General features: G+C 60.7%; 17 protein-coding genes. 2 read left to right on the forward strand and 15 right to left on the reverse strand.

Features of this window, described 5'->3' with window-relative positions; all coding sequences use genetic code 11:
- Positions 1 to 81: 81 nt before the first annotated feature.
- Both ACIP66_RS07425 and ACIP66_RS07430 read right to left on the reverse strand, forming a co-directional pair.
- Positions 82 to 387, reverse strand: coding sequence for a ribbon-helix-helix domain-containing protein (locus ACIP66_RS07425; RefSeq protein WP_159815793.1), 306 nt, complete (start codon positions 385 to 387; stop codon positions 82 to 84).
- A gap of 13 nt (positions 388 to 400) precedes the next feature.
- Positions 401 to 982 (reverse strand): DJ-1/PfpI family protein, encoded by a 582-nt coding sequence (locus ACIP66_RS07430; RefSeq protein WP_159815792.1) that lies wholly within the window; start codon positions 980 to 982, stop codon positions 401 to 403.
- Between the two features lie 324 nt (positions 983 to 1,306).
- On the opposite strand from ACIP66_RS07430, the gene ACIP66_RS07435 reads away from it, so the two are divergent.
- Positions 1,307 to 2,197, forward strand: a complete 891-nt coding sequence (locus ACIP66_RS07435; RefSeq protein WP_400646710.1) for a DMT family transporter — start codon at positions 1,307 to 1,309, stop codon at positions 2,195 to 2,197.
- A gap of 155 nt (positions 2,198 to 2,352) precedes the next feature.
- Here the strand turns inward: ACIP66_RS07435 and ACIP66_RS07440 are convergent, their stop codons facing one another.
- The 4 genes from ACIP66_RS07440 to ACIP66_RS07455 form a co-directional block, all read right to left on the reverse strand.
- Complete coding sequence (locus ACIP66_RS07440; protein ID WP_400646712.1) at positions 2,353 to 3,570, reverse strand: class I SAM-dependent methyltransferase; 1,218 nt, start codon at positions 3,568 to 3,570, stop codon at positions 2,353 to 2,355.
- 168 nt (positions 3,571 to 3,738) lie between these two features.
- On the reverse strand, positions 3,739 to 4,356 hold the full coding sequence (locus ACIP66_RS07445; protein WP_053117928.1) for a TPM domain-containing protein: 618 nt from the start codon (positions 4,354 to 4,356) through the stop codon (positions 3,739 to 3,741).
- Between the two features lie 33 nt (positions 4,357 to 4,389).
- Positions 4,390 to 5,142 carry a TPM domain-containing protein gene (locus ACIP66_RS07450; RefSeq protein WP_400646715.1) on the reverse strand — a complete coding sequence of 251 codons (753 nt, stop codon included), beginning with the start codon at positions 5,140 to 5,142 and terminating at the stop codon, positions 4,390 to 4,392.
- A gap of 115 nt (positions 5,143 to 5,257) precedes the next feature.
- Positions 5,258 to 5,866, reverse strand: coding sequence for a LemA family protein (locus ACIP66_RS07455; protein ID WP_053117924.1), 609 nt, complete (start codon positions 5,864 to 5,866; stop codon positions 5,258 to 5,260).
- A 262-nt stretch (positions 5,867 to 6,128) separates the two neighbouring features.
- Between ACIP66_RS07455 and bglX the strand changes: the two genes are divergently transcribed.
- Positions 6,129 to 8,420: a beta-glucosidase BglX gene (bglX, locus tag ACIP66_RS07460; protein WP_159815361.1), complete on the forward strand. Its 2,292-nt coding sequence runs from the start codon at positions 6,129 to 6,131 to the stop codon at positions 8,418 to 8,420.
- Between the two features lie 141 nt (positions 8,421 to 8,561).
- On the opposite strand, the gene ACIP66_RS07465 is transcribed toward bglX, so the two are convergent.
- The 9 genes from ACIP66_RS07465 to ACIP66_RS07505 all read right to left on the reverse strand — a co-directional run bounded on the left by ACIP66_RS07465 (position 8,562) and on the right by ACIP66_RS07505 (position 17,976).
- Positions 8,562 to 9,719 (reverse strand): phosphatidylserine/phosphatidylglycerophosphate/cardiolipin synthase family protein, encoded by a 1,158-nt coding sequence (locus ACIP66_RS07465; RefSeq protein ID WP_159815362.1) that lies wholly within the window; start codon positions 9,717 to 9,719, stop codon positions 8,562 to 8,564.
- A 1-nt stretch (position 9,720) separates the two neighbouring features.
- Positions 9,721 to 10,311, reverse strand: a complete 591-nt coding sequence (locus tag ACIP66_RS07470; protein WP_212545252.1) for a YceI family protein — start codon at positions 10,309 to 10,311, stop codon at positions 9,721 to 9,723.
- A 156-nt stretch (positions 10,312 to 10,467) separates the two neighbouring features.
- Positions 10,468 to 11,238, reverse strand: a complete 771-nt coding sequence (locus ACIP66_RS07475; RefSeq protein WP_400646721.1) for an IclR family transcriptional regulator — start codon at positions 11,236 to 11,238, stop codon at positions 10,468 to 10,470.
- A gap of 59 nt (positions 11,239 to 11,297) precedes the next feature.
- Positions 11,298 to 12,755: an amidase gene (locus tag ACIP66_RS07480; RefSeq protein ID WP_400646723.1), complete on the reverse strand. Its 1,458-nt coding sequence runs from the start codon at positions 12,753 to 12,755 to the stop codon at positions 11,298 to 11,300.
- Positions 12,752 to 14,062: a citrate-proton symporter gene (locus ACIP66_RS07485; RefSeq protein ID WP_053117911.1), complete on the reverse strand. Its 1,311-nt coding sequence runs from the start codon at positions 14,060 to 14,062 to the stop codon at positions 12,752 to 12,754. The genes ACIP66_RS07480 and ACIP66_RS07485 overlap by 4 nt, the downstream gene beginning before the upstream one ends.
- A 78-nt stretch (positions 14,063 to 14,140) precedes the next feature.
- A complete protein-coding gene (locus ACIP66_RS07490; RefSeq protein WP_400646725.1) occupies positions 14,141 to 15,316 on the reverse strand; it encodes a M20 aminoacylase family protein in 1,176 nt (391 codons plus the stop codon).
- Between the two features lie 260 nt (positions 15,317 to 15,576).
- Complete coding sequence (locus tag ACIP66_RS07495) at positions 15,577 to 15,873, reverse strand: amidase (protein ID WP_159815367.1); 297 nt, start codon at positions 15,871 to 15,873, stop codon at positions 15,577 to 15,579.
- Complete coding sequence (locus tag ACIP66_RS07500; protein WP_400646728.1) at positions 15,870 to 16,943, reverse strand: serine hydrolase domain-containing protein; 1,074 nt, start codon at positions 16,941 to 16,943, stop codon at positions 15,870 to 15,872. The genes ACIP66_RS07495 and ACIP66_RS07500 overlap by 4 nt, the downstream gene beginning before the upstream one ends.
- A 151-nt stretch (positions 16,944 to 17,094) precedes the next feature.
- Positions 17,095 to 17,976 (reverse strand): acyl-CoA dehydrogenase, encoded by an 882-nt coding sequence (locus ACIP66_RS07505; protein ID WP_400646731.1) that lies wholly within the window; start codon positions 17,974 to 17,976, stop codon positions 17,095 to 17,097.
- Positions 17,977 to 18,119 lie beyond the last annotated feature (143 nt).

Genomic DNA, 18,119 nt, shown 5'->3' on the forward strand with positions numbered 1-18,119 from the left:
CGAGCAGGCTCACTCCTACAGTTGGAATGAGTTTCTCCTGTAGGAGTGAGCCTGCTCGCGATGGCGTCAGCCGGTTGTTACCTACTTCACCCCAGCCCGCACCACCGATAATTCCGGAACCGCTCCCCGCCGCTGACTTAAATACCGCGTACAACTCACCCGCAAGAACGACGCAAAATTCACCACCTCCCCGCGATAATCCATCACCTCTTCATACAGCTTGGCGATCAATTGGTTGGTGGTCATGCCGTCGACCTCGGCGATCTCGCTGAGGATGTCCCAGAACTGATTCTCCAGACGCAACGTCGTCACCACGCCGCAGATGCGCAGCGAGCGCGAGCGTGACTCGTAGAGAATCGGGTCGGCCTTGACGTAGAGCTCGCACATCGGCGAATCCTCGTTACAGGGTTATTTTAGTGCCGAGCAAGCCGAGGAAACCGGCCAGCCAGTTCGGGTGCGCCGGCCATGCCGGGGCTGTGGCCAGATTGCCTTGAACGTGGCCATCCGTCACGGCGATGTCGATGTACGTACCGCCCGCCAGTCGCACTTCCGGGGCGCAGGCCGGATAGGCGCTGCACTCGCGACCTTCGAGCACGCCGGCCGCTGCCAGCAACTGAGCACCGTGGCAGACGGCGGCGATCGGTTTGCCGGCCTTGTCGAAGGCGCGCACCAGGTCGAGGACTTTTTCGTTGAGGCGCAGATATTCCGGGGCCCGACCGCCGGGGATCAGCAGCGCGTCGTAATCGCCTTCGCTGACCTTGGCGAAGTCGAAGTTGAGGGCGAACAGGTGACCGGGTTTTTCGCTGTAAGTCTGGTCGCCTTCGAAGTCATGGATCGCAGTGCGTACGGTGCCGCCGGATGGCTTGTCCGGGCACACGGCGTGGACGGTGTGCCCGACCATCTGCAGGGCCTGAAACGGCACCATCACTTCGTAGTCTTCGACGTAATCGCCAACCAGCATCAGAATCTTTTTCGCGGCCATGGGGAGGACTCCTCTGGGAAATGCTTGGGAGTGTTCAAGGTAGACCTTATCCGGAGAGGGAGGTAATAACTGACTACTACACGCAATCACTGATTCGGATTCGGATTCGGATTCGGATAACTGTAGGAGCTGCCGAAGGCTGCGATCTTTTGATATTGCCGTTAAAAACAAAATCAAAAGATCGCAGCCTTCGGCAGTTCCTACGTTGCGGGGATTACCCGCAACTGTACGCCTAAGTCCGTGCCTAGCTGTAACACCCCGAAATTCGCGGATTATGGCTAGATGAGGACACCTTCCAATTCTCTACGATTCTGGTCTCCCCTCATGTCCTCGCGCGAAAACACCGGCATGGCCCTCGGCTTGCTCGGCGTGGTGATTTTCAGCCTCACCCTGCCCTTCACCCGCATCGTGGTGCAGGAACTGCATCCGCTGCTCAACGGCTTGGGTCGCGCGTTGTTCGCGGCGATTCCGGCGGCGATGCTGTTGTTGTGGCGCCGCGAAAAGTGGCCGACGTGGCAGCAAGTCAAAGGCCTGAGCCTGGTGATCGCCGGAGTGATCCTCGGTTTCCCGGTGTTGTCGGCGTGGGCCATGCAAACGCTGCCGGCGTCGCACGGGGCATTGGTCAACGGTTTGCAGCCGCTGTGCGTGGCGCTGTATGCCGCGTGGTTGTCTCACGAGCGTCCGTCAAAAGCCTTCTGGGCCTGCGCCGCGCTGGGCAGTGCGTTGGTGCTCGGTTATGCGTTGTACACCGGGGCAGGAAGTATTCAGCCGGGGGATTTTCTGATGCTCGGCGCAATTGCCGTGGGTGGTCTGGGTTATGCCGAGGGCGGCCGGTTGGCCAAGGAGATGGGCGGCTGGCAGGTGATCTGCTGGGCGCTGGTGCTGTCGACACCTTTGTTGATCGGGCCGGTGCTGTATCTGGCGCTGCAACATCACGGCGCAGTGTCGGCCAAGGCTTGGTGGGCGTTTGCCTATGTCGCGCTGTTTTCGCAGTTTCTTGGATTCTTTGCCTGGTACGCCGGGCTAGCGATGGGCGGGATCGCTCGGGTCAGTCAGATCCAGTTGTTGCAGATCTTCTCCACCATCGCGTTTTCGGCGTTGTTCTTTGGCGAACACGTCGAGCCGATTACCTGGGTGTTTGCGTGTGGTGTCATAGCAACGGTCATGCTCGGCCGCAAAACCACGGTGCAACCAGCCCGCATTGCCACCGTATGAACGGTTGAACGGTTGAACGGTTGAACGGTTGAACGGTTGAACGGTTGATTATGTAGGAGCTGCCGAAGGCTGCGATCTTTTGATTTTGTTTTTAAGATCAAAAGATCGCAGCCTTCGGCAGCTCCTACAGGATGTGTATTCCAAGGCAATAATCGTCAGGCCAGGTAACCGTCGGCGCGCAGCAGGGTTTCCAGGCAGTGTTCGCTGATGTGGTAGAACGCTTTCAATTCCTCAATCTTCACCAACAACTGCGCCGGATCGACCGGCTCGGCGCGTTTCACCGCGAGAATCATCTTGTTCTTGTTGGTGTGATCGAGCGAGATGAACTCGAACACCTTTGTCTCGTAACCGCACGCTTCCAGGAACAACGCCCGCAAACTGTCAGTAACCATTTCCGCCTGCTGGCCAAGGTGCAAACCGTATTGCAGCATCGGCTTGAGCAGCGCCGGGCTCTGGATTTGCAGGCGGATCTGTTTGTGGCAGCACGGCGAGCACATGATGATCGACGCCCCCGAACGAATGCCGGTGTGGATCGCGTAGTCAGTGGCGATGTCGCAGGCATGCAAAGCGATCATCACGTCCAGTTCGCTCGGCGCCACGCTGCGCACGTCACCGCACTTGAACAACAGCCCCGGATGATCAAGCTTCGCCGCGGCGGCGTTGCACAGGTTGACCATTTCTTCGCGCAACTCGACGCCGGTGACTTCGCCCTCGGCCTTCAAGGTGTTGCGCAGGTAATCGTGAATAGCAAAGGTCAGGTAACCCTTGCCCGAGCCGAAATCCGCGACGCGCACCGGTTTGTCCAACGCCAGCGGCGAGGTGGTCAGCGCATGGCTGAACACTTCGATGAACTTGTTGATCTGCTTCCACTTGCGCGACATCGCCGGGATCAGCTCTTGCTGCGCGTTGGTCACGCCCAGATCCTTGAGGAACGGTCGGCTCAACTCAAGAAAGCGGTTTTTCTCACGGTTGTGCTCGGCGGACGGTGCTTCACGCAATTGCTGAGGTTTGCTCTTAAACAGCGAACTCTTGCCCTTTTTGCTGTATTCGAGCTGGGCTTCGTCAGTCACGGCGAGCAAATGCGCATTTTTGAACGAGGCCGGCAACAGCGCGGCAATCGTCGCCACGCCTTCGCTCAGCGGCAGGTTTTTGGTGATGTCGCGGGTTTTGTAGCGATAGACGAAGGACAGGTTCGGCTGCGCTTTGACGGTGACCGCTTTGATGATGACCCGCTGCAGCTCCGCCTCTTCACCGACGTACTTGGCCAGCACCAGTTTGATGAAGCCGTTCTGCTCGAGGCTGGTTTGCAGCAGCTCGATGAACTGGGCGTGGTGATCGGGCGCGGGCTTGGTGGACGGGGCGGTAACGGACATGAAAAAGCGGCCTCGGACGGGCGAAATCGGGAATGGCGGGTATTTTAGGGGGGATGGGGGTCGGGGACACGCTCTTATTTACCGAACGGCACAAATCAAAAGATCGCAGCCTTCGGCAGCTCCTACAGAGGCCAATGTAGGAGCTGCCGAAGGCTGCGATCTTTTGATCTAGGCCAACACCACCAACCGATTCGGCAATTCATTGCGCACTTGCGTCACCGGCACATGCACTTTGAGCAATTCCCCACACGCCTCAATGCACGTCACAAACCCTTCCAGCGTGCGCCCATGCCGCACCTGCTCGGTAAACGCCGCGACAATCACATCCCAACTCTTGTTATCCAGCCGCTTGGAAATCCCCTCATCCACCAGAATCTCCACATAGCGCTCCGCCTCGCAGACAAAAATCAGCATCCCGGTGCTGCCCACCGTGTGATGCAGGTTCTGTTCGAGAAACTGCCGTCGCGCCAGGTTCGACGCCCGCCAGTGGCGCACGCGACGCGGGATCAAATGCGTGGTGATTTTCGGCAAACGAAACAGCAGGCACAGCACGATAAACGCGCCCCACTGCACCAGCAGCAGACTGTGCATGGTCAGCCAGCCGGTCAGGTAGTGCACGACGCCCGGCACCACCAGCGCCAGCAAACTCGCCCACAGCAGCGGGATGTACGCGTAGTCGTCGGCGCGGGCGGCCAGCACTGTCACCAGTTCGGCGTCGGTGTCGCGCTCGACCCGGGCGATCGCTTCGGCGACTTTGCGTTGTTCGTGTTCGGTCAGTAATGCCATGTTGAAAAGTGCCTGCTCATTATTCTTTTAATGTCACCAGCCGCCGGACGATCCACCGCCGCCGAAACTGCCCCCGCCGCCGCTGAAGCCCCCGCCTCCACCGCCGCCGCCACCAAAACCTCCACCGCCAAAGCCGCCTCCGCCACCACCGCCCCGGCCGGCGGGCAGGATACCGAGCATCTGGAAGACAAACACGGTCAGGATGAACAACATCACCAAAAACACGAACAGACCGGGATGCCGCGAGATGAAATCATCGGACGGATCACCGCTCGATTCATACACCGTCGACGGCTCGTCCAGCGGATTGCCGCCGAGCACCACCAGCATCGCCGCGACGCCGTCGCTGATGCCTTTGCTGAAATTGCCGGTCTTGAACGCGGGCGTGATGACTTGATGGATGATCACTGACGACTGCGCATCGGTCAGCCGATCCTCCAGACCATAACCGACTTCGATGCGCAGTTTGCGCTCGTCACGGGCGACGATCAGCAGCGCGCCGTTGTTTTTGTCCTTCTGGCCGATGCCCCAGTGCCGGCCGAGCTGAACGCCGAAATCCTCGATGGTGGTGCCCTGCAGATCCGGCACAGTGACGACGACCAATTGCTCGCCGGTCGCCTGCTCGTGGGCCTGCAACTGCTGGCCCAGTTGCGCGCGCACCGACGGCTCGATCATCTGCGCTTCGTCCACCACCCGCCCGCTCAGCGCCGGGAACGTCAACTCGGCCCGAGCGCTGAGGGCGAATACCCACAACAGCAACACCAGCCCCATCTTCAACACACGCATCTATTACCCCCACCAATCCCTGTAGGAGCTGCCGCAGGCTGCGATCTTTTGATCTTGTTCTTACGGTCAAAATCAAAAGATCGCAGCCTTCGGCAGCTCCTACACAGGTGTGTTTTCAGAATTTGACCTGGGGTGCCTTATCGGCATCCGGCGTGGTGGCTTCGAAGGTTTCGCGGATCGGCAGGTCGCTGTACATCACGCTGTGCCAGAGGCGACCGGGGAAGGTGCGGATTTCGGTGTTGTACTTCTGCACCGCCAGAATGAAATCGCGGCGCGCCACGGCGATGCGGTTTTCCGTGCCCTCAAGTTGCGATTGCAGGGCGAGGAAGTTCTGGTTGGCCTTCAGATCCGGATAGCGCTCGGAGACCACCATCAACCGGCTCAACGCACCGGTCAGTTGATCCTGCGCCTGCTGGAACTGCTTGAGCTTCTCGGGATTGTCGAGGGTGCTGGCGTCGACCTGAATCGACGTGGCTTTCGCCCGCGCTTCGATCACGGCGGTCAGGGTTTCTTCTTCATGCTTGGCGTACCCCTTCACCGTTTCCACCAGATTGGGGATCAGGTCGGCACGCCGCTGGTACTGGTTCTGCACTTGCCCCCACGCGGCTTTGGCCTGTTCGTCGAGGGTCGGGATATTGTTGATGCCGCACGCGGTCAACAGCGTGGCCAGCATCAGCAGGGTGACGACCTGCAAACGCGAGCGATTGGTTGGGCTTACATTCATCGCAGTGATGCTCCTTGGCACATTTCATTATAAAAACCGAGCGCGAAACACTCTGCGCCGGCTCTTGGGGCATAATCGGCCGCGCCGCTGGATTACGACGCGCCAATGGGCTAAAAAGTGCCCTGCGCGATCACGCTGCCGCAGTGTCGGCTGTCGTTTTTGGCTCTGGTTTTTTGAGCCTGCACCCGAACAACAATAGTCGCTCCCTAAATTTTGGCTGGCCGGCGTTGCATCGCCGCTTGGGCCCTTGAGAAAAACATTCATGAAGAAGCTGTGTTTGCTGGGTCTGTTCGTCAGCCTGGCCAGTCATCAAGTATTGGCCGCCACGACCCCGGTACCCCTGGAAAACAAGGACGCGTTCATCAGCAACCTGATGAAGCAAATGACCCTCGACGAGAAGATCGGCCAGTTGCGCCTGATCAGCATCGGCCCGGAAATGCCTCGTGAGTTGATCCGCAAAGAGATCGCCGCCGGCAACATCGGCGGCACGTTCAACTCGATCACCCGCCCGGAAAACCGCCCGATGCAGGACGCCGCCATGCGCAGCCGTCTGAAGATCCCGATGTTTTTCGCTTACGACGTGATCCACGGTCACCGGACGATTTTCCCGATTCCGCTGGCCCTCGCCTCGAGCTGGGACATGGACGCCATCGGCAAATCCGGCCGCGTGGCTGCCAAAGAAGCCGCCGCCGACAGCCTCGACATCACTTTCGCGCCGATGGTCGACATCTCCCGCGATCCGCGCTGGGGCCGCAGCTCCGAAGGTTTCGGTGAAGACACCTACCTGACCTCGCGCATTGCCGGCGTCATGGTTCGTGCCTATCAGGGCGCCACCCCGAGCGCGGCCGACAGCATCATGGCCAGCGTCAAACACTTCGCCCTGTATGGCGCGGTTGAAGGCGGTCGCGACTACAACACCGTCGACATGAGTCCGGTGAAGATGTACCAGGATTACCTGCCGCCGTACCGCGCCGCGATTGATGCCGGCGCCGGTGGCGTGATGGTTGCGCTGAACTCGATCAACGGCATTCCGGCCACCGCCAACACCTGGCTGATGAACGATCTGCTGCGTCGCGACTGGGGCTTCAAAGGCCTGGCAGTCAGCGACCATGGCGCGATTTTCGAACTGATCAAACACGGCGTCGCCCGCGACGGTCGTGAAGCGGCGAAGCTGGCGATCAAGGCCGGCATCGACATGAGCATGAACGACACCCTCTACGGCAAAGAGCTGCCGGGGCTGCTCAAGTCCGGCGAGATCGAACAGAAAGACATCGACAACGCCGTGCGCGAAGTCCTCGCGGCCAAGTACGACATGGGCCTGTTCAAGGATCCGTACCTGCGCATCGGCAAGGCTGAAGATGATCCGGCCGACACCTACGCTGAAAGCCGTCTGCACCGCGCCGAGGCCCGCGACGTCGCGCGTCGCAGTCTGGTGCTGCTGAAGAACCAGAACGAAACCCTGCCACTGAAGAAAGACGCGAAAGTCGCGCTGGTCGGCCCGTTGGCCAAAGCGCCGATCGACATGATGGGCAGTTGGGCAGCGGCGGGTAAACCGACGCAATCGGTGACCCTGTTCGACGGCATGAGCTCGCTGATCGGCAACAAGGCGAACCTGATCTACGCCCGTGGCGCCAACATCACCAGCGACAAGAAGGTGCTGGATTACCTGAACTTCCTCAACTTCGATGCACCGGAAGTGGTCGATGACCCGCGCCCGGCCAACGTGCTGATCGACGAAGCGGTGAAAGCCGCCAAGGATGCTGACGTGATCGTTGCCGCTGTCGGCGAATCCCGTGGCATGTCCCACGAATCGTCCAGCCGCACCGACCTGAACATCCCGGAAAACCAGCGTGAGCTGATCCGCGCGTTGAAAGCCACCGGCAAACCGCTGGTGCTGGTACTGATGAACGGCCGTCCGCTGACCATTCTCGAAGAGAACCAGTCGGCTGATGCGATTCTGGAAACCTGGTTCAGCGGCACCGAGGGCGGCAACGCGATCGCTGACGTGCTGTTCGGTGACTACAACCCGTCGGGCAAACTGCCGGTGACCTTCCCGCGTTCCGTGGGCCAGATCCCGACGTACTACAACCACCTGAGCATTGGCCGGCCGTTCACGCCGGGCAAACCGGGCAACTACACCTCGCAGTATTTCGATGACACCACAGGTCCCCTGTTCCCGTTCGGTTATGGCCTGAGCTACACCCATTTCGCCCTGAGCGACATGGCGTTGTCGTCGACCACGCTGAACGCCACCGGCAAGCTCGACGCCAGTGTCATGCTGAAAAACACCGGCAAGCGTGACGGCGAAACCGTGGTGCAGTTGTACATTCAGGACGTCACCGGCTCGATGATCCGTCCGGTCAAAGAACTGAAGAACTTCCAGAAAATCATGCTCAAGGCCGGCGAACAGAAAGTCGTGCACTTCACCATCACCGAGGATGACCTGAAGTTCTACAACGCCCAGCTCAAATACGCGGCCGAGCCCGGCAAGTTCAACGTACAGATCGGCCTGGATTCGCAGGACGTCACACAGCAGAGCTTTGAACTGCTGTAACAGCAGCAACACTGCGAAACCCTGTGGGAGCGAGCTTGCTCGCGAAGAGGCCATCACATTCAACATTGATGTTGACTGTCAGGCCGCATTCGCGAGCAAGCTCGCTCCCACATTGGGCTTATGTGGTTTTCGAAATTAGCGTCAGCCGCGGCGATCAAGGATGTTCACCACCACCCGATCCACCCACCCCCAGACCCGCTGCTTCACCCGCCGCCACAACGGCCGGCGCTGCCACTCTTCCAGACTCACCAGCTGACTCAGCCCGAAGTCCTTCACAAAACTCGCCTCCACCGCTGCCGTCAACGACGGATCCAGCGCCTCCAGATTCGCCTCCAGATTGAAGCGCAGGTTCCAGTGGTCGAAGTTGCACGAACCAATGCTCACCCAATCGTCCACCAGCACCATTTTCAAATGCAGGAAGCACGGCTGATATTCAAAGATCTGCACCCCGGCCTTGAGCAGGCGCGGGTAGTAACGATGCCCGGCGTAACGCACTGACGGGTGATCGGTGCGCGGCCCGGTCAGCAGCAAACGCACGTCGACACCACGCGCGGCAGCCTTGCGCAGGGAGCGGCGGATTTTCCACGTTGGCAGGAAGTACGGCGTGGCCATCCACACGCGTTTTTGCCCACTGTTCAGGGCACGGAATAGCGACTGCAGAATGTCGCGATGCTGACGGGCATCGGCATACGCCACGCGGCCCATGCCCTCGCCCTTGTCCGGCACGCGCGGCAACCGTGGCAGACCGAAATGCGCAGCCGGGCGCCAGGCGCGGCGGTAGCGGTTGGCAATCCACTGACGATCAAACAGCAATTGCCAGTCGATCACCAACGGGCCGCTGATCTCGACCATCACTTCATGCCATTCACTGGTGTCATGCCCCGGCGTCCAGAATTCATCGGTGACACCGGTGCCGCCAACCACCGCCAGACGCTGATCGACCAGCAGCAACTTGCGGTGATCGCGATAGAAATTACCGACCCAGCGCCGCCAGTTCAGCCGATTGTAGAAACGCAGCTCCACCCCGGCATGGGTCAGGCGTTGGCGCAGATTGAAAGTGAAGGCGAGGCTGCCGTAATCATCGAACAGACAGCGCACGCGCACCCCACGTTCGGCCGCCAGCACCAGCGCCTGGACGATGGTTTCGGCACAGGCGCCGGCCTCGACCAGGTACAGTTCGAGTTCGATCTGCTCTTGAGCGCCAGCAATCTGCTCGAGCATGCGCGGGAAGAATTGCGGGCCGTCGATCAACAGCTCGAACCGGTTGCCGTCACGCCATGGGAACACCGCGCCGCGCATGTCAGCGCGCCGTGAAAATCAGCACCGCACCCACCGGTACTGACAGACTGATGGCCGACAGGTCGGCGAGTTTGCGCAGGCTTTCCAGGCCCGGCGCCAGATCAAAATCTTCGGCGTTGATCACCAGCGGCTCGAGGGTGACCACTTGAAAGCGTCGATCATCGAGCCGCGTCGCCAGCAATTCGGCGGGGTATTCGTGTTGTTTGCCATGCAGGTTGACGGTCAGCGGCAGGCGCAATTCCAGCTGCGCGCCGGGGGCCAGATCGTTGATCGGGCGCAGGTCAATCTGCGTGGTGATGGTCGCTTCGGGGAATTGCTCGATCTGGAACAGCTCCTTGCGCATACGCTCATCGCGCAGCGGGATGCCGCTGTTGATCGAATCCAGTTCGACTTCGACTTCGGCACGACCGTTGGGGTCGACCTTGCCGTGCAGCACCAGAAAGCGCTGCACTTCAGAAATGTTGGCGTTTTTCGTGCTGACGAACGACAGCCGCGACGACTCGCCGTCCAGATACCAATTGGCCTGCGCCGGCAACGCGACAGCGGCGAGCAGCAGGCTGGACAGGGATGCAATGAGGGAGCGGTTGAACATTGAGGACTCGTGGGGCCGATAAACCTGCACGAACCTTAACTGGCCATGGGGTTATTGCAAACATTCAGATCAAAAGATCGCAGCCTGCGGCAGCTCCTACAGGGGAATGCATTTCAAATATTGTAGGAGCTGCCGCAGGCTGCGATCTTTTGGCTGTCAGGCCAATACCTGCTGCACATCGCCAATCGTCGCCGCCAGACTGTTCAAATGCAGGCTCAACACCCGCTCCACCGGCGCCTGATCCATCGGCCAGTGCAGCGCCATGCTGCCCACCAATTTGCCTTCAGCACGAATCGGCAACGCCACCGCGCGAATCAGAAACGGCAAACGCACCGGATATTCCCAATAACCTTCCGTGCGCTGACCAAAACCCTGATGCAACGCCTGCTCTGTCGCACTGAACAAACTTTCCGCGCTCAACTGCTCACGCTGGGCCAGCCGCTCGACCTCATCACTGCCCAACTCGCCAAGGCACGCCCGGCCCATCGCTGAGTGAAACAAACTCGCGTGATGCCCGACGATCTGGCAGTTGTTCGGATAACGCTTGCGCAACACCTGCGGAATCGCGCTTTCCATCACTTCAACGCGCTCGCCATCGAAGCACGACAGATCCGCCACCAGCCCGGTGCGCTCGCACAACTCCACCAGCATCGGCGCCGCGCTCTCCACCAGATGCCGTTTGAAACGTTGCTGACGATCACCAAACAGACGCTTGGCGCACAGGCGATAACGCCGGTCGCTGAGACCGCGATAGATCCAGCCCTGCTCCTGCAACGTCGCGAGCATGCGTGACACCGTGGCTTTCGGCAGACTCGTGAGGTAGTGCAATTCCTCCAGCCCCAGCGCCTGATGCTCGCCGAGCAATTCGACGATCGCCAGCGCTCGTTCGACCGAACGCACGCTGCCGGTATCTGTTTTGCTGCCCATGTGTTCGATCTCCCTGCGCACAGATGGATGAACACTTTTTGCAGCAAAATGCGGGCCGCTCAAGCCGATTGCAGGCATGGCGGTGGTCGTCGTTCAACCCAACGGGTCAGCTGTTCATGGGCATACGCCAGTTGCAGAACTGCGCGATCCGCCTGCGCCGGGCCGATGATTTGCAGGCCCATCGGCAGCCCCGCCGGGTTGAACCCGACCGGCACGCTGATGCTCGGCAACCCGGCCAACGTCGGGCCGATGACCACCTCCATCCAGCGGTGATAGGTGTCCATGGTCTGCCCGCCGACCACGCGCGGCCATGGCTGTTGTGCATCAAAAGGGAACACTTGTGCGGTAGGCAACAGCAGGAAATCGTAACGTTCGAACAATTCACTCAGCGCCCGATACCACTCACTGCGGTCGACCGAGGCCTTGTAGACATCGGCAGCGCTCAGACGCAGACCGCCCTCGACTTCCCACTGTGCTTCCGGTTTGAGCAACTCGCGTTTGTGCGGATCGGCATACGCGGCACCCAGACTGCCCTGCACCAGAAAGTGCCGATGGGTCAGCCAGGTTTGCCACAAACGCTCCATGGAAAAATCCGCCTGACAGGCTTCGACCTGACAGCCCAGCGCGGTGAAATCCGCCAGCGCCGATTCGCACAAACTGAGCACACCGTCGTCCATCGGCAGATAGCCGTTGTAGTCGCCGAGCCAGCCAATGCGCACGTCGCTGAAGTCCCGTTGCAGGCCTTCGGCAAAATTGCGCGGCTGATCTTTCAGGGACAGCGGCACTCGAGGATCGTAACCCGCCTGCGTCGACAGCAATCGTGCGACGTCGGTGACGCTGCGGCCCATCGGCCCTTCGGTGGCCAGTTGCTGGACGAACACTTCCGGGGTCGGCCCGTGCGGCACGCGGCCCTGGGACGGGCGAAAACCGAAGACGTTATTGAACGCCGCCGGGTTGCGCAGCGAGCCCATCATGTCGCTGCCATCGGCCACCGGCAGCAAACGTAGAGCCAACGCCACCGCCGCCCCGCCGCTGCTGCCGCCGGCAATCCGGCTGGCATCGTAGGCATTGGTGGTGGTGCCGAACACGCTGTTGTAGGTCTGCGAACCGAGGCCGAATTCCGGCACGTTGCTCTTGCCGATGATGATCGCGCCGCAATTGCGCACCCGCGCCACGCTGATTGCATCGTGCTGCGGCACCTGCTCGGCGAACAGCGGCGAACCCATGGTCGTGCGCAGTCCAGCGGTGGCCGCGAGATCCTTGATCGCCTGCGGCATGCCGTGCATCCAGCCACGGGATTCGCCGCGATCAAGTTGCCGATCACATTCATCGGCCTCGCGCAAAACCTCCTCGGCGGGACGCAACGACACCAGCGCGTTGACCTGTGGATTGAAACGTTCGATGTGCTGCAGATACGCCTGCATCACTTCACGGCACGAGACTTTGCGGGCATGGATCGCGCGGGACAACGCATCGGCGTCCAGCGCGACAATCGGATCGATGGCTAACGGACTCAAGATTTCACTCCAAGGTTGAGCGCGCTGGGGGCTTTGGCGCGGGGCGCCTCTTGCATGCAATAAATCCCGAGCAAGGTCAGCAGGCAAGCGAACAACACATAGAACGAAGGCGCCACCGGGGTTTCCAGCACCTTGCTCAACCAGGTCACGATCAGCGGCGCGAAACCGCCGAACACCATTACCGAAATGTTGTAGGCAATCGACACGCCGGTGGAGCGCACTTCGATGGGAAATTGCTCGGCCAGCGCCGTCGGTGCCGGGCCGAAGAAGCCGCCAATCGCGCCGCACAGCAGCAGTTGCATTACCAGCAAACGTTCGATTGAAGGCGCTGCCGCGACCCACACGTACAGCGGATAAATCATCACGAAAAACGCCAGGGTAAAGGCCATCAATACCGGTCGCCGGCCGACGCGATCCGACAGTGCGCCGGAGAACGGTATCACCACGGTCATCAGCGCCACCGCGAGCATCTGCACCAGCAGCACCTGATCCAGCGGCAAGCCGAGGTTGGTGTGGGCGAAGGTCGGCATGTTCACCAGCACCACGTAAAACGCCACCGTCGCACCACTGGCCAGGCCCATCGACACCAGCAGGCTGCGGCGATGTTCGCGAACCACTTGCCACAGGCCCGGCGCTGCGCCTTTGGCTTTTTTGCGCGCTTCGAGAAACTCTTCCGGCTCTTCCATGTGCTTGCGAATCCACAAGCCGACCGGGCCGATCAACAGGCCGAGCACGAACGGAATCCGCCAGCCCCAACTGTCCAGCGTCTCAGGGGTAAACAGGTGGGTGACCAACGCCACCATCGCCGCGCCGGCAAACACCGCCAGGCATTGCCCGACCAGTTGCCACGAACCGTACAAACCTTTGCGATGAGCCGGCGCGCTTTCCACCAGAAACGCCGTGGCGCTGGCGTATTCACCGCCGGTGGCAAAGCCCTGGAGCATCCGCGCAACCACAATCAGCAACGGCGCGCCCATGCCGATGGCGGCGTAACTTGGCGCGAAAGCGATCATTGCAATGGACACGGTCATCAGACGAATGATCATCTGCATCGCCGCTTTGCGACCTTTGCGGTCGGAATACATGCCGAGCAGGATGCCGCCCACCGGGCGCATGAAGAAGCCGACGCCGAAGGTCGCCAGCGCCATCAGCAGCGAGGCGTAGCTGTCTTCGGAGGGGAAGAATTGCCGGGCGATGATGCTCGCCAGAAAGCCGTAAACAATGAAGTCATACCATTCCAGCGCGTTGCCGATCACGGCGGCGACCACTTGCCGGGTACGCGAAACACCTGTGCCTGAAGCCTGCATGGGAGATTCTCCAAAAGCTGTTGGGTGAGCCCGTGCGCCGGTGCGCTCGGGATTCAGCGGCAGCAGAACGTGAAGAAATCAGGCCGGCTTGAGCCAGCTCTCGGTGAGCGCGCCCCAGTAGGCGGCGCCAGTCAGCAGGATGTCGTCGTTAAAGTCATAGGCGGGGTTGTGCACCATCGGCCGCGACACGCCGTTGCCGATAAACAGATAGGCGCCGGGGCAACGCTGAAGCATCCAGGCGAAGTCTTCGCTGCCCATCAGTTTTGGCGTGTTGCCATCGACGGCATCGGCGCCGACCAATTCGACGCCAATGTTGCGGGCGAACTCGGTTTCGGCGGCGTGGTTGACCAGCACGGGATAGGCCGGGCGATGTTCGATTGTCGAAGTACAGCCGAAACTCTGCGCCTGGGTTTCGATGATGTTGCGCACGCGGTTGAGGGTTTGTTCGCGCACATCGGCATTCAGTGCGCGCAGGCTCAGACGCAGAATCGCCTGCTGCGGAATGACGTTGGCCGCCTCCCCCGCTTGCAGTGCACCGACGGTGACCACCGCCGCTTGCTGCGCATCGATGTTGCGCGCGACCACGGTTTGCAGCGCCATCACCACACTCGCCGCAGCGACCAGCGGATCGACCGTCAGGTGCGGCATCGAGCCGTGGCCGCCGACGCCTTCGATGACCACGTTAAGCAGGTCTTGCGAAGCCATCATCGGCCCTTCGCGAAAGCCCAAATGCCCAGCGGGCAGGCCCGGCATGTTGTGCATGCCGAATAGCGCATCGCAGGGGAAACGTTCAAGCAGACCATCGGCGAGCATCGCTTCGGCGCCGCCCTGACCTTCTTCGGCGGGTTGGAAAATCAGCGTGAGGGTGCCGTCGAACTGACGTGTCGCCGCCAGATAACGTGCGGCGCCGAGCAGCATGGTCGTGTGTCCGTCGTGACCGCAGGCGTGCATGCAGCCCTTGTGCTGACTGCTGTAGGCGACGCCGGTATTTTCGATGATCGGCAAGGCGTCCATGTCGGCACGCAGACCGAGTTTGCGCGAGCTGCTGCCGTTGCGCAGCACACCGACGACGCCGGTTTTGCCGATGCCGGTGTGGACTTCGTAGCCCCAGCTTTCAAGGGATTTGGCGACCAGCGCCGAGGTGCGGCTTTCTTCGAAACCGAGTTCGGGGTGGGCGTGGATGTCTTGGCGGGTGGCGTGCAGGTCGCTGGCGACGTCGCTGAGCCAGGCCAGAATGTGCTGATGTCGGGTCATGACGGATCTCCTCGCGCGGGTTTTCCCGGTCTTGTTGTTCGCAATGAATTCACGACACGTTGGAAGGCAGGTCGTGCTCACCGCCAGATAACCGCGAGACGCGCGCGAGGACAATCGAATGTGGTTCCGCAGAGTGGAACCCCGCTACTCCGTTGTAGGAGCAAGGCTTGCCCGCGAAGGCATATTGTCAGTCACCGAAGATGTTGCCTGTGCCGGCCCAATCGCGGGCAAGCCATGCTCCTACAAGGGATTGGGTGTGATCAGGGATTCAGGCGGCAGCCCTGGCGTTCGCTTTGCCACTGGGCGCTGTTGCTGCGCCCCATGCCGCTGACGGTGATGGTTTTGCGGGCTGGGTCATCGCTGAATTGGCTGGTCGGCAGCCATTGTTTTACGTAGCCACGGCAATACTCGGCATCGTTGTTCATCACGTACCGGCACGAACAATACTCCTTGGCGGTGTAGGCGCTGATGATGTCGGGGAAGGCCCACAAATTTTCCCGTTCGTAGACGATCCAGCCGAGCAACAAAACCAGCAGCAACAGCAAAAAGCGCTTCATGGCCGCACCGCCTGCATCACGCGTTTGAGCAGCTCGTTATGCCGATAACTGCCATCGCGATCATCGCCATAACGGACGATCAGCAGTTTCTCGCTGGGAACCACATACAGCGCCTGCCCCCAATGGCCGAGAGCAGCGAAGGTGTCGGGCGGTGCATCGGGCCACGGAGACGCCGCGCCATCCGCCGCACGGTTGAGCCACCACTGCCCGCCGGGTACGGCTTCGTCTTGATGCGCCTTGTAACCGGCGAACGGTGTGAGGTTGAACGCGAGCCAGTCCTTGGGCAATAACTGCCGATCATTCCAGCGCCCATCACGCGCCATCAACAGACCCACTCGCGCCAGATCCCGCGCGGTGAGATAAGCGTAAGACGACGCGACAAACGTGCCCGTCGCATCGGTTTCCCACACGGCGTGGCGGATGCCCAAGGGTTCGAACAACGCCGTCCACGGATAGTCCGGATAGCGCTGCGGACCGACGATGTTTTTCAGTGCGGCGGCGAGCAGATTGCTGTCGCCACTGGAATAGCGGAAGGCCTGCCCCGGGGGCGCGTAGCTGTCGTGATCCGCCGTATACGCAGCCATGTCGCGGTGACCACGGGTATAGAGCATCGCCACCACCGAGGATTTCAGCGGGGCGTATTCGTAGTCCTCCTGCCAGTCGAGGCCTGAGGCCCAGTGCAATAAGTCAGCGATTTTTATCTGCGGGTGTTTAGCCAGCGGCGGGTAAAACTTCGCTACCGGATCCTCAAGTTTGAACAGGCCTTCGCCGTACGCCACACCGAGGACGGCGGCCATCAGGCTTTTGCTGATTGACCAGGTCAGGTGCGGGGTTTGCGCGTTGGTTGGGCCGGCGTAGCGTTCGTAGATGATCTGCCCGTCGCGGATGATCAGCAGCGCATCGGTGCGGATGCCTTTGCGGCTGGTGTCGTCGCGGGGTGGGAAGGCGTAGTTTTCCAGCGCTTGAGTATTGGTGATTATCGCGCCAGTCGGCCACTGCTCACCGGGCCATGGTTCGGCCTGAATGGTGGCGCTGATCAGCAGCAGAAGCAGGGTCAGGCCTTTGAACATGGTGAGGGCTCGCTAGACAGATCTGCAAATCCTAGCCCAGAAAAATGACAATCTGCGATCCGATGCCTCCTGTAGGAGCTGCCGCAGGCTGCGATCTTTTGATTTTGCCTTTTAAAAAACAAGATCAAAAGATCGCAGCCTGCGGCAGCTCCTACAGGGGGGTGTGCAGGGCTTTGGTCAGGCGTTTGGCTCTGGCGATAGAGGCCAACTGCATCACCCCCTGATCCCGCCGCCACATCTGCGCCCGCTCCGAACCACCCTCCGCCAACGCCTGATCAACCTCAGGCTTGAGCGCATCAAACTGCGCAAACAGCCCAGCCAACAACACATGCCCGGCCGGATTATTCGGCGGCTGCCGACTCGCCTCCGCACACCCGGCCAACAGCGCCAGCAAACGCAATTGCAGCGTCTGTGGCCAATCGCTGTCCTGCCCGACGCCATACAACCAAGCAGTCATCGCACTCAGCACATAAACATCTTCCAGCGTGCGAAACGGCTTCACATAAGCATCCCAACCATCCCCCGCCAACAACTCACACAGCGCACCATCGAGCAACAGCCGACCATGACTGATGTCCGGCATCAACGGCAGCGCCGGCAATTTCTCCACGGTGACGCCGGGCTCACCGGGGTAGACCACGGCCAGACTCAGGCGCGGACTTTCGCCGGGCTCTTCACTGCGCGCCGCGATCAACAACCAATCCGCCGCATCACCGGCGGTGACGAAATCCTTGCGTCCACTCAGACGCAAATCCGTCAGCCGCGTCTGCATGTCTGCCGGGCGCAGACTGCGCTGTTCGGTCGCACACAAAGCGCCAAGGCTGAGCGGCGCACTCGGCCACAACATGCGCAACGCCGCCTGATAACCGACCAGAAACGCCAGCCCCGGCGTCGCCATTCGCCGCCCACCGGCGACCGCCAATTCGAACGGCGTGACGTTGCCCAACTGCTGCAACAACGTCGCAAAACCCTCGGCAAGGTCAGCAACGGCGGGCAATCGTTCACGGCTGTGCAGCAGATCTGGCCAGGGCATAAGAGGCTCCTTGTGGGCTGTCATATAAGCATCACCGAACGTTCATGGCGATGACACCGGGGCTACATAGCCTGACTTTGCACAACACGGCTGCATAAAGAAAGTCGATCGGCTGCAACCCACGACGGGTTCAAGGCCCGTAC

It is taken from the genome of Pseudomonas sp. NPDC088429 (assembly GCF_044753305.1).
GTDB classification, from domain to species: domain Bacteria; phylum Pseudomonadota; class Gammaproteobacteria; order Pseudomonadales; family Pseudomonadaceae; genus Aquipseudomonas; species Aquipseudomonas rustica.